Annotated in this window: 13 protein-coding genes and 1 pseudogene; 9 read left to right on the top strand and 5 right to left on the bottom strand. The window is 64.7% G+C overall.

Annotated elements, in window-relative coordinates:
• A pseudogene (locus tag EN808_RS37815) lies at positions 1–105 on the top strand (IS110 family transposase); the annotation flags it as partial.
• 51 nt (positions 106–156) lie between these two features.
• Here the strand turns inward: EN808_RS37815 and EN808_RS24585 are convergent.
• Both EN808_RS24585 and EN808_RS24580 read right to left on the bottom strand, forming a co-directional pair.
• Positions 157–1,083, bottom strand: coding sequence for a DUF1003 domain-containing protein (locus EN808_RS24585; RefSeq protein WP_135917093.1), 927 nt, complete (start codon positions 1,081–1,083; stop codon positions 157–159).
• A 460-nt stretch (positions 1,084–1,543) separates the two neighbouring features.
• A complete protein-coding gene (locus EN808_RS24580) occupies positions 1,544–2,437 on the bottom strand; it encodes a D-alanyl-D-alanine carboxypeptidase family protein (RefSeq protein WP_135917092.1) in 894 nt (297 codons plus the stop codon).
• Positions 2,438–2,663: 226 nt separating this feature from the next.
• On the opposite strand from EN808_RS24580, the gene EN808_RS24575 reads away from it, so the two are divergent.
• The 4 genes from EN808_RS24575 to EN808_RS24560 all read left to right on the top strand — a co-directional run bounded on the left by EN808_RS24575 (position 2,664) and on the right by EN808_RS24560 (position 6,847).
• The gene (locus EN808_RS24575) at positions 2,664–4,475 is read left to right on the top strand and encodes a methyl-accepting chemotaxis protein (RefSeq protein ID WP_135917091.1); all 1,812 of its coding nucleotides are present in this window, start codon (positions 2,664–2,666) and stop codon (positions 4,473–4,475) included.
• Positions 4,476–4,597: 122 nt separating this feature from the next.
• The gene (locus tag EN808_RS24570) at positions 4,598–5,695 is read left to right on the top strand and encodes a hypothetical protein (protein ID WP_127275263.1); all 1,098 of its coding nucleotides are present in this window, start codon (positions 4,598–4,600) and stop codon (positions 5,693–5,695) included.
• 81 nt (positions 5,696–5,776) lie between these two features.
• The gene (locus tag EN808_RS24565) at positions 5,777–6,388 is read left to right on the top strand and encodes a nucleoside triphosphate hydrolase (RefSeq protein WP_135917090.1); all 612 of its coding nucleotides are present in this window, start codon (positions 5,777–5,779) and stop codon (positions 6,386–6,388) included.
• A 114-nt stretch (positions 6,389–6,502) separates the two neighbouring features.
• Positions 6,503–6,847: a hypothetical protein gene (locus EN808_RS24560; RefSeq protein WP_127275261.1), complete on the top strand. Its 345-nt coding sequence runs from the start codon at positions 6,503–6,505 to the stop codon at positions 6,845–6,847.
• Positions 6,848–6,872: 25 nt separating this feature from the next.
• Here EN808_RS24560 and EN808_RS24555 read toward each other — a convergent pair whose 3' ends face one another.
• From EN808_RS24555 to EN808_RS24545, 3 genes are all read right to left on the bottom strand, one after another.
• Entirely contained in the window at positions 6,873–7,577 is a 705-nt protein-coding gene (locus EN808_RS24555; RefSeq protein WP_127275260.1) for a glutathione S-transferase N-terminal domain-containing protein, read from the bottom strand.
• Positions 7,578–7,759: 182 nt separating this feature from the next.
• On the bottom strand, positions 7,760–8,968 hold the full coding sequence (locus EN808_RS24550; RefSeq protein WP_127275259.1) for a beta-ketoacyl-[acyl-carrier-protein] synthase family protein: 1,209 nt from the start codon (positions 8,966–8,968) through the stop codon (positions 7,760–7,762).
• A gap of 4 nt (positions 8,969–8,972) precedes the next feature.
• Entirely contained in the window at positions 8,973–9,227 is a 255-nt protein-coding gene (locus tag EN808_RS24545) for an acyl carrier protein (RefSeq protein ID WP_127275258.1), read from the bottom strand.
• A 201-nt stretch (positions 9,228–9,428) separates the two neighbouring features.
• Between EN808_RS24545 and EN808_RS24540 the strand changes: the two genes are divergently transcribed.
• The 4 genes from EN808_RS24540 to EN808_RS24525 are packed head-to-tail and all read left to right on the top strand — an operon-like array spanning position 9,429 to position 11,478.
• On the top strand, positions 9,429–10,271 hold the full coding sequence (locus EN808_RS24540; protein WP_127275257.1) for an urease accessory protein UreD: 843 nt from the start codon (positions 9,429–9,431) through the stop codon (positions 10,269–10,271).
• Between the two features lie 28 nt (positions 10,272–10,299).
• A complete protein-coding gene (locus tag EN808_RS24535; protein ID WP_127275256.1) occupies positions 10,300–10,602 on the top strand; it encodes an urease subunit gamma in 303 nt (100 codons plus the stop codon).
• A gap of 10 nt (positions 10,603–10,612) precedes the next feature.
• Positions 10,613–10,867, top strand: coding sequence for a DUF1272 domain-containing protein (locus EN808_RS24530; RefSeq protein WP_127275255.1), 255 nt, complete (start codon positions 10,613–10,615; stop codon positions 10,865–10,867).
• A gap of 23 nt (positions 10,868–10,890) precedes the next feature.
• Positions 10,891–11,478 carry a HupE/UreJ family protein gene (locus EN808_RS24525; RefSeq protein ID WP_127275254.1) on the top strand — a complete coding sequence of 196 codons (588 nt, stop codon included), beginning with the start codon at positions 10,891–10,893 and terminating at the stop codon, positions 11,476–11,478.
• Positions 11,479–11,480: the final 2 nt, after the last annotated feature.

The raw sequence follows: 11,480 nt of genomic DNA, 5'->3' as shown, positions 1-11,480 counted from the left end.
GGAAAGCCCAAAATGCTCATCCGCATCGCACTCGCCAGAAAACTTCTCGTCATCCTCAACGCAAAAGCACGCGACGCGAGAAGCGAATTCGCAAATGCAACTTGACACCCCAGATAGTCGCTCTCCCCCACATTGTGGGCGCGAGGAACTCCTCTACTACTGCTGCCCCGCCGGGCTCTTCGCCGTCCGCCGCCTGCGCACCGCGCGCTTGGCCTTCTTGGCGCCGGCCAGCTCGTTCATCGCATCGAGCTGCATCTGCTGCATTTCGGCCAGCCGCGTCCATTGGCGCGAGATCAGGTAGTCGAGCTTTTCGTGCAGATGGCGCACTTCGAGCTCGGCCTTGAGGTTGACCCGGTATTCGTTGAAGGAGCGCAGGCGGTCTTTCACCTCCTGGCGCTTCTGGCTCATCATGATCACGGGCGCCTGGATGGCGGCGATGCAGGAGAGCAAAAGGTTGAGCAGGATGAAGGGGTAGGGGTCGAAGGCGCCGTTCAAGCCTTCGAACAGGTTGATGCCGATCCAGACCAAAAGCACGGTGGCGAACGAGATCAGGAACCACCAGCTGCCGCCGAAGGCGGCCATGTTGTCGGAGACGCGGTCGGGAAAGGTCCGGTGCTCCTCGAATTCTTCTTCCGAGTTTTCCGAGATCGTGTCCTGCTTGGCGATCGACTCCACCACCTGGCGGTCGAGCTCGGAGAACTCGCCGTGCTCCTGCTGCAGGAGCTCCTCCATGTAGCGCATGCGGTAGCGGCCGAGCTCCTCGCGGCTGACGCGCGCGCCCTTGGGCAGGTCGGGATGGTCGGAGCGGATACGGTCGGCAAGGCTCGGGCGCAGCGTGTCGATGCGCACCAGGTCGCGCTTGCGGAATTTGCGGCCCGAGATCGCCGACGGCTTTTTCTTCGGCTTCAGCCGCGACCCACCGGGGCCGGCGGGTTCGGAATCCGGCACTTCGGGCATGTCGAAATGCTCGTCGGAAACCTCGTGCAAATCCGCTTGCGTGGTCGACGCTTCGAAATACTCGCCGCCGCTGTCGTTCTCGTTGTCGGCCGACGTCTGCTCGGATGCCTTGGGAACGGTGCTCATAATGGGGCTCCTGCTGTCGTGCTGTAAGTTAGGATACGCCATGGCGGCGGGGCAGTGCCACCATGGGTTTTCGCAGCGTATGGCACGCCTTCCGCACGATTGCATGACAGTCGTGAAACAATAGCCGGCTGCAGGGTTTTTGTTAGCTTCTTGGCGGCGACGGCCCCCGCAGGCGCTTCGTCATCCACGGGCGGAGCAGCCGCGCAGCGGCGTCGCGGAGACCCGAGGATCCATGCCGCGACCTTTGTCGGAGGGTGCAACGGTGCAGAATTCTGGACCGTGGCGATAGCTTCAGAGTCCCGGCATGGATCCTCGGGTCTGCGCCGCGTCGCTTCGCTCCTTGCTCCGCCCGTGGATGACGAAGTCGGGGGGCCCGGACGGCCCTTCGCAGGCTCAGGGCGTTCGTCATTCGAAAAGCCAAGCAATTGGCCTTTCGTCCGCTGCGCGGACCACTCCTCACCTACTGCTGTTCGGCGAACATCAGCCTGGTCTTGGTGTCGGCCATGGTGGGCGACAGGCTGCGCTGGATCAGCGCTTCGACATGGTCGTTGCGCTGGCGGGCGCTGTCGGCGCCCATCACCACCACGATCAGCTGGCGGCCGTCGGCGTCGTAGGAGGTGACGATGTTGAAGCCGGAAGCCCTGATGTAGCCGGTCTTGATGCCGTTGACGCCGCGCACGCGGCCGAGCATGTCGTTATGGCCGCGCACCAGCCTGCCGCGGAACATGAAGTCGCTTTCGGAGAAATAGTGGAAGTGCTGCGGGAAGCGCCGCTGCAACGACATGCCGAGCACCGCCATGTCGTGCGCGGTCGTCATCTGGCCGTCGTCGGGCAGGCCGGATGCGTTGCGGAAGGTGGTGCTGCTCATGCCGAGCTGGCGCGCCTTGGATGTCATCATGGCGGCGAACTGGTCTTCCGAGCCGCCGAGATATTCGCCCACCGCCACCGCCACGTCGTTGGCCGATTTGACGACGATGGCACGGATGGCGGAATCGACGTCGATCGTCTCCCCGCGCCGGAAGCGCATCTTGGTCGGCGGCTGCGAGGCGGCGTGATCGGAAACCGGGATCTGCGTCTCCTTGGTGACGCGGCCGGTGTCCATCGCCTCGAACAGCAGGTAGAGCGTCATCATCTTGGTCAGCGACGCCGGATAGCGCTGCGCCGTCGAATTGACCTCGAACAGCTGCTTGCCGCTCTTTCCATCGACGACGATGGCGGCGTATTTCTGCGGCGGCGCCGGCACGGACAGCACCGTGTCGGGCGGGGTTGTGGTCGAGCAGCCGGCAACCAAGGCCGCCAGGGCCAGGACAGCCAGGATTTTCTGGAAGAGCGGAAAGAGACGCGGAAAGGACAAGGGCTGACTGTTCTGGCGATGCTGTTGCTGAGATAAGGCGAAGCTAACGTAACGCGGCGGATGCGTCCATTTGGTTAATGCCGGTTAGCCCTGGGAATGTCGAGTGGGGCGAGGAACTCGAGCTCCGCTTCCGCCGCCCCGAAATCGCCCCGTTCCTGTCTTTCCTTGCCAGAGCCGCGTTTCCCGTGGGAAGGAGTGTGGCATCTGGCGGCTTGGGGGTTGCAAAATGACTGACGTTGGGGCTGGCGCCGCGCCGTCATTGATCAGGGCATCGCTCAGCCGCACCGGCAAATGGGCCGGCAGCATCGCCTTCATCGGCGGCGCCGTTTCCGACATTCTCAACCCGCTGGCGCCGTTTGCCGCCTATATCGCGCTGGTTGCCTCGATCGCGGCCGTGATCATCGCCATTGCCATCGTGCTCAGGCTGGTGCTGGCGGCCAAGGCACTGCCGGCGCTGGTGTTCGCCACCAGTGCGGCGGCGGTTGCCGGCGGCGTCTACGCCGTGCAGAAGGAGACCAGTTCGCAGAACGGCATCATCGCCGGCCTGGTGCCGGCGATCGCGCAACTGCAGAAGTCGATGGGCATCGTCGCCGAAAAGGTGGCCAGGATCGAGCAGACCGTCACGCAGACACAGAAAACCGTCGAAGAGGTCAAGAAATCGACCGACACGGCTGCGCAAAAAACCGATCAGATCGCCTCCGCCCAGCAGCAGCAGACGGCGCAAGGGGCGCAGACGCAAAAGACCGTCGAAGCGGTCAAGCAGACGACCGAGACGCTCGCCGCAGGCCAGCAGCAGCAAGTGGCCCAGGCCGAAAAGCTGCAGGCGACGACCGAACAGATCGCCGCCTCGATCGACACGATCGCCAAGGGGTTTGCCACCTTGGCCGCGCAAGGCGGCGCCATCGCCGAACCGAAACGGCCGGACGAATTCTACCACAATGCCCGTGTCTACGAGCTGTCGGGCGACATGCTCAACGCGCGGCGCTCCTACCTCGCCTTTGCGGGTTTCGACGTCGACGCCATCGACCCCTATACGCGCTTTGCCACGCTGCTGCGGGTCCAGGACGGCAAGGCGGGCGCCCGCGAAGTGTTCGGGGCACTGGCCGACAAGGGCAAGGCGCTGTCGATCAAGCTGGTGCATATCATGCAGTTCGACGACGCGCAGCGGCTCGACAAGCTCAGCGCCTTCATATCGGCCAATCCGGATTTCGCGCCGGCCTATTACCTCGAGGCGCAGGAGTTTTCGGAAGATCGCCTCGGCAGCCAGACGCTGGCCGACAAGCGCAGCGAAGCCCAGTCGCTGACCAAATTCGTCTCCTACGAAAAAGATGGCGGGCTGCTCAAATATTTCGTCGATCAGACCCAGCTTGCCGACTGGCTGGACCGCAGCCGCAGCCGGCTGGCGGCCCTTGGCGACGTCCTCGACCCCGCCCGCTTCGTGCCTTCGCTGACGCCGATGCGCTCCAACCAGGGCTGGTCGATGACCATTTCGCTGCCCGAGCCGGCAACCGCGATATCCTGGCGTCTTGGCGACACCGGCCCCTTCACCGACACCGGCCCGCTGGCGCTCAACGACCAGCGCACCGGCAAGCCGATGCCCAATCCGAGCTTTGAGCTGCCCGACAGCACGGCGGCGACCACCATCGCCATCAAATATCTCGACATCAGGGGGCGCGAGACCGGCCCGTTCGACATCCGCTTCGATCCGGATGCCGCCCTGCAGCAAGGCAACAAGCAGATCCTCGACCAGTTCTGGACGTCATGGATCGCCTTCGACGCCAGCGGCAATCATGGGCTGGTCTATTTCACGCAGATGCTGTCCTACCGCTGCGCCATCAAGGAGGTGCGTTACAGCCTGAATGGCGCCGTGCTCGACAAGGCGCTTGCCATGCCGCCCTGCAATGCCAAGGACCCCTACGCCATCCCCGATGATTTCCAGCCCTATTTCAAGGTTGCCGACAGCGTGAAATCGATGTCGGTGCAGGTGACCTATACCGACGGGACAAAATCGCCGGTGCGGGAATACAAGCGGCAGTAGGCTCGCACCTTTCGGCGTGTGGGAAGGCGGGCATAAATCTGATGCAAAATGCGCGCCCGCGCGCTTGCGCGGTGCGCCGAACCGGTTCTTCTTGGCACCCGTCAGATTCGGGTGAGAGCGCCATGGATACAGTTACGATCAAGGCCAAAGGCATTTCGGTTTCGCTCGACCTCACGGTCGGCCACATCGCCGACATGAGCATCGAGAGCGGCGGGCGCCAATTGCGGCCACTGCACCGCGCGCCATGGGTCGACGCAAGCGAGACGCTGCCTCAAGACCTGCCGCAGGGCACCGTCCGGCTCTCCGGCGACTTTCTCTGTGCGCCTTTTTCGCGCAGCGATGTCGAGGAGGCGCCGCTGCATGGCTGGCCGGCCAACAGCGCCTGGGATGTGGTCGAAAGCGGCGCCACGGAGGGCGGATGGCGCGCCGTCTTCCGGCTGCGCCACAAGGTGATGGGCGCCAGCGTCGACAAGATTTTCACGCTGCGCGACGACCATCCCTTCCTCTACCAGGAACACGTATTTTCCGGCGGCCATGGCGCGATCTCGGTCGCCCATCACCCGATGACGGCGATGAAATGCGGCGGCAGGCTGGCTTTCTCGCCGAAGCGGTTTGCCGCCACGCCGGCCGATCCGCTGGAGCCGGATACTGCACGTGGCCGCTTCATGCTGGCCTATCCCAGCCGGTCGTCCGACCTAGCGCATTTCCCCGCTGCCGGCGGCGGCACGCTGGATATCACGGACTACCGCATGGAGGATCGGCGCGAGGATTTCCTCACCTTGGTCGAGGCCGATCATGGCGGACCTGGCTGGACCGCGCTTGCGCGCCAGGCCGAGGACGATCTGGTGCTGGTGCTGAAGAACCCGGCCGAACTGCCGGTCACCATGCTGTGGTTCAGCAATGGCGGGCGCGACTACGCGCCGTGGAGCGGCCGCCATCTCGGCGTGCTCGGCATCGAGGATGGGCGCACGGCGATTGGCCACGCCGCCTCGCTCGGCGACAACTGGCTGAAGCGCGAAGGCGTGGCGACGGCATTCGCGCTCGGCGAAGGCCGCCGCGTCTCGTTCCGCCATGTCATCGGTGCGTTGCCGCTGTCGGATGGCGAACCCCCACGAGAGATCACCACGGCGGATGGCCGCCTTCGGTTGGCCGGTTCCGCGGCATCGGAGGTCCCGTTCGACAGTGATTTCCTGCGCATCGGCCAGCCAGCGGCGACATAGTGCAACCCAGCCAACGGCAGGGTTTGAAATTTCCGCCAACTGCCGACAAGATGCGCCTGAAATCGTGCGGAAGGAGCCAAAATGTCTGAAATCGCCCACCTCGCCGCCACCATCTTCAAGCGCGCCGGCAAGGCCAAGCGCTTCATCGTCGCCATTGCCGGGCCGCCGGGCGCCGGCAAGTCGACACTATCGGCGGGCCTGCACGACCTTTTGCCGGAAGGCGCGGTGGAAGTCGTGCCCATGGACGGCTTCCACTTTGACGACATCGTGCTCGAGCGGCGCGGCCTGCGCGCGCGAAAGGGTGCGCCGGACACGTTCGACTTCGGCGGCTTCGAGACGCTTCTGAAGCGCATCCGCGCCGGCGAGCCCGACATTGCCATTCCGGTCTTCGACCGCAGCATGGAATTGTCGCGCGCCGCCGCGGCGATCGTCGATGCCGAGACCAAATTCATCCTGGTCGAAGGCAATTACCTGCTGCTCGACGAGGAGCCGTGGTCGCGCCTTGCGCCACTGTTCGATTTCTCGATCTTCGTCGACGTACCGCGCAATGAACTCGAACGCCGCCTGATGGAACGTTGGCACGAGCATGGCCGTTCCGAAGCCGACGCGCGGGCCTGGATAGCTTCCAACGACATGCCCAACATCGAACGCGTGCTGGCACGACGCCGGGCGGCCGACCTGGTCATTGGTTAACCCGGGTTAATCTCGATTAACCCGCTTAATTTTCAATATTTTTCGACGGGAACCTTAAGACTTACAAGGCGTTATCCCGGTCAGGCAATCATGCCAGAAGAGGGATTCCGTCCGATGGCAACCAAGGCAAAAAAGCCCGTCAGGGGCAAGTCAGCCCAACCGAAAGCGACGCAATCGAAGGCCGGGGCTCCAGCGGTCGCCCAGCGCTCAAAGGATGCCAAGCCGGCCTTCGGCAAGGCATCGCCCAAGAAAGTCGTGCCAGGCAGCGCGTCGAAGGTGACCGCGCCCAAAGCGGCAGCGAAGACCGCCCAGGCGAAGAAACCGGCCGCGGCCGGCGGCTCGAAGGTTCGCACGGCAGCCAACGTCGCGGCCGGAGCGGTCGTGGCCACGGCGCGGAGTGTCGCGTCTCTCGCCGCATCCGTCGTCGGCAAGGGCGGGTCCAAGGCGAAAGCAAAGTAGCGACGCGCTTCCCGGCGGGGCAGATTCAGCTTCGCGCCGGGATGGTCAGGCCCTTCTGTACCGCCGGCCGCGCCAGGCCGCGCTCCAGCCACGCTGCCAGATTGGCGAAATCGTCGAAGCCGACCAGGTCGCGCGCCTCGTAGAAGCCAATCAGGTTGCGCACCCAGCCGAGCAGCGAGATGTCGGCGATGGTGTAGTCATTGTCCATGATCCACTTGCGGCCCTTCAGCCTGACGTCGAGAACGCCGAGCAGGCGGCGCGATTCGTCGCGGTAACGCTCCAGCGGCCGCTTGTCGGCGATCTCGCGGCCGGCGAATTTGTGGAAGAAACCGACCTGGCCGAACATCGGCCCGATCGCCGCCATCTGGAAGAAGACCCACTGGATCGTCTCGTAGCGCCGCGCCGCGTCAACGGGCATGAGCAGGCCGGTCTTCTCCGCCAGGTAGAGCAGGATGGCGCCGGATTCGAAAAGGCCGATCGGCGCGCCGTCCGGGCCGTCGGGATCGATGATCGCCGGGATCTTGCCATTGGGGTTGAGCGACAGGAATTCCGGCGTCCAGCTCTCGTTCTTGCCGATGTTGATCAGATGCGGCTCATAGGGCAGGCCGAGTTCCTCCAGCGCGATCGATATCTTCACTCCGTTCGGCGTCGTTGCCGAATAGAGCTGGATCTGGTCGGGATGCTTGGCGGGCCAACGGGTTGCGATCGGAAAGGCGGACAGGTCGGCCATCGAGAACTCCTGAGCGGGGGGATTCGCACCAAGCGGCGCGGTGTTGGCGGGTCGGCCAAGAATTAGGGCTGCGGTCGGGCCGGATCAATATGGCGGCGACGCTTTCACCGTGCATGGATAGTCAATCGATCGGATCGCCCGGGCGGATAGTAGCCGCCCGAACAGGTGGTGACCGCCCGGTACTAGATGGCCTTGAAGGCCAGCACCGCATTGGTGCCGCCGAAGGCAAAGCCATTGCTGATGGCGGCGCGCACCTTGCGCTCGCGCGCGACATTCGGCGTCACGTCGAGATCGCAGTCGGGATCGGCCTCGCGGTAATTCGCCGTTGGCGGCACGACGCCTTCGCGGATCGCCATGACGCAGGCGATCATCTCCAGCCCGCCCGAGGCGCCGAGGCAATGCGCGTGCATCGACTTGGTCGATGAGACGGAGAGCGCGCGGGCATGGTCGCCGAAGACGCGCTTGATCGCGAGGGTTTCGATCTGGTCGTTGGCTTTGGTGCCGGTGCCGTGCGCGTTGAGGTAGTCGACATCCTCGGGATTGAGGCCGGCATCGGCCAGGCAGAAGCGCATGGCGGCTTCCGGGCCCTCGACGGTCGGCGCGACGATATCGGAGGCGTCGGCCGAAAGGCCGGCGCCGGCGATCTCGGCCAAAATGGTGGCGCCGCGCGCCATCGCGTGGTCGTAGCTTTCCAGAACCGCCATGCCGGCGCCTTCGCCCAGCACTAGGCCCTGGCGGTCGGCCGAGAACGGCCTGCACGTGTCGGGCGACAGAACGCGCAGCGCCTCCCAGCCCTTCAGCACGCCCCACACCAGCGGCGCATCGGTGCCACCGGCCACCATGACGTCGGCGCGGCCGAGCCTGATCTGGTCGACCGCAGAGGCGATGGCATGATTGGCTGACGAACAGGCCGAAGTGACGCCGAACACCGGTCCGCGCAAACCCAGATGCATGCTGACCTGGCCGGCGGCCGCGCCCGGCATGACCCGGGGAACGGTGAAGATGCCGGCGCGATTCTTGCCCTCGATCAGGATGGCGCGATAGTTCTCCTCGACCGTCTCGAACCCGCAGACGCCAACACCGACGATGGTTCCCATCCGATAGGTATTGTCCGCATGCGGCACCAATCCGGACTGCCGCATGGCTTCCTTCGCCGCGATCACCGCCAGCAGGCTGAAGCGATCCATCGACACCAGTTGCTTGCGCTCGATGCCGTGATCCGGCAGTGCCTTGATCTCGCAGCCGGTCTTGACCTTCAGGTCGTGCAGGAAGGGATTGTCGATCGGGCCGATCGCCGACCGGCCGGCCCGCATCTCGGCCCAGATTGCCTGCGCATCGGTGCCCAATCCGCACAGCCCGCCGATGCCGGTAATGACGACGCGCTTCAGCATTCGGTCAGGCTTTTTTTTCGATCAGCGCGCGAACGGCCTCGACCATGTCGCCGACATTCTTGAGATTGCTCCAGGCATCGACCGTGTTCATCTCGATTTCGATGCCATATTGCTCCTCGAGGTCGAAGATGATCTCGGTCAACTCCAGCGAATGGATGCCGAGCGCCGTCAATTCGGTAGTGGTGGTGATTTCCTCGCCGCCCGGCTCGGCATGGGCCTTGATCTTCTCGATGATGTCCGTTGCCAGCTGGTCAGCCATTCGGTTTCTTCCCCACTTGTCGTTTCCCGGCGCCAACTGAACAGCGCCTTCTTATCCTCGATATCAGGCCGCGATCTTCGCCTTATACCCCCGTCAAGCGTCGCCCGACCGTACCAAGGTGGTTCCCTCTATAGAAACGGAAACGCCATCAAGCAACAAGCTATATGTCGACAAAACCGCCACAGTGCTTAACCTGACGGCGTGGATACGATCGAAAATACGAAGTTATCAGGTCAACTGGCCCAGCGCGCGGCGGGCAAGGCGCAGCTTGGTTGCGCCAGCGTCGACGGCCGCACGCGGCTGCGGCGCCTCTATCAGGACGGCTCGGCCAAGATAAGGCTGCCGGCCGTTTCGGCCGGTCCGCTGGAGGCCGTCCTGATCAACACCGCCGGCGGGCTGACCGGCGGCGACCGCCTCGGTTGGGACGTGGATGTCGGCGCGGATGCCAGCGCCGCGGTAACAACCCAGGCCTGCGAAAAAGTCTATCGCGCCGCATCGGACCATGCCGAAGTGCGGGTCAAGCTGACCGTCGGCGAGAACGGCAGCATCGCCTGGCTGCCGCAGGAAACCATCGTCTTCGACCGCGCCGCCTTTGCCCGCACGCTCGATGTCGAGCTTGCGGCCGGAGCCGAGGCGCTGGTGCTGGAAGCGGCCGTCTTCGGCCGCCTGGCCATGGGCGAACGTGCCGCGCAGGGCACTTTTCGCGATCGCTGGCGTATCCGCAGGCAAGGAGCCCTCATTCATGCCGAGGATTTCCGCATCGGACCTGCCATTGCCGACACCCTGGCCCGTACGGCGATATCCGGTGGCGCGATCGCCGTGGCAACGCTGCTGCTGGTGTCGCCGCGAGCCGAGGCTCTGCTCGATCCGGTCCGGGAGATCATTGGCGACCGAGGTGGCGCCAGTGTCTGGACCGTGACGACATCTGGCAAGCTTCTTGCGAGGCTCTACGCCGAGGACGGCTACCAGCTGCGCCAACGGCTGGTTCCGCTCGTCGGATTGCTCAACGGAAGGGCGGGGTTGCCCAAATTATGGTCACTGTGACTGTGTCCGCATCATTTCAGGAAGACGCATGAACCTGACGCCAAGGGAAAAGGACAAGCTGCTGATCGCCATGGCGGCGATCGTGGCGCGCAAGCGGCTGGAGCGCGGCGTCAAGCTCAACCATCCGGAAGCCATCGCGCTGATCACCGATTTCGTCGTCGAGGGCGCCCGCGATGGCCGCCCGGTGGCCGAACTGATGGAGGCCGGCGCCCATGTCGTCAGCCGCGCGCAGGTGATGCAAGGCATCGCCGAGATGATCCATGACGTGCAGGTGGAAGCGACCTTTCCCGATGGCACCAAGCTGGTGACCGTGCACGAACCGATCAGGTGAGGAGGCCGACATGCTTGAGCTGCGCCCGAACTGCGAATGCTGCGACAAGGACCTGCCACCGGAAGCCCGGGATGCGCGGATCTGCACCTTCGAGTGCACCTTCTGCGCCGGCTGTGTCGAAAACGTGCTTGGCGGCGTCTGCCCGAACTGCGGCGGCGATTTTACAGCCCGGCCGATCCGTCCCGCCGCGATGCTGAAGAAATATCCGGCTTCGACCAAACGCGTGCTCAAGGCCGAGGGCTGCGGTCCCCGCAGGGCCGCCTGACACCGCAAACGAAAGGCAAGTAAATGATCCCTGTCAAACGCCTGTGCCTCTCGGCGATCCTGCTCGTGGCGGCAGCCATGCCTGCCTACGCCCATGTCGGCATCGGCCCGACGTCCTCCCTCATGGCCGGCTTCACGCATCCATTGTCGGGCCTCGACCACATGACGGTGATGCTCGCTGTCGGCCTGTGGGCGGCCCTCAAGGGCGGCAAGGCGATCTGGGCCTGGCCGGCGGCGTTCGTCGGCATCATGCTGGCCGGCGCGGCCCTTGGCATGGCCCATCTGCCGTTGCCGTTCGTTGAGCCGGGCATACTGGCCTCGGTCGTGGCGCTCGGGCTGCTGGTCGCGCTGGCGGTCGATCTCCCCGTTTCGGCCGGTGTCGCTATCATCGGCCTGTTTGCGCTGTTTCACGGCCACGCCCATGGCACGGAAGTGCCGGAAAATGCCGGCGGGCTCGAATATATGGCCGGCTTTGCCATCGCCACCGTGCTGCTCCATGCCATAGGCATCGCCGCCGGGCTCGGCCGCGGCATGAGATTTCGTGGTGTGGCCCGCATCGTGGGTGCCGCCTGCGCGGCGATCGGCGTCGGCCTCGTTTTCGGCGTCGTGTGAGG

Source organism: Mesorhizobium sp. M8A.F.Ca.ET.165.01.1.1, from assembly GCF_004792065.1.
GTDB lineage: Bacteria > Pseudomonadota > Alphaproteobacteria > Rhizobiales > Rhizobiaceae > Mesorhizobium.
The sequence above is the reverse complement of the archived record's forward strand: the minus strand, read 5'-3'. Positions and strand labels throughout refer to the sequence as shown.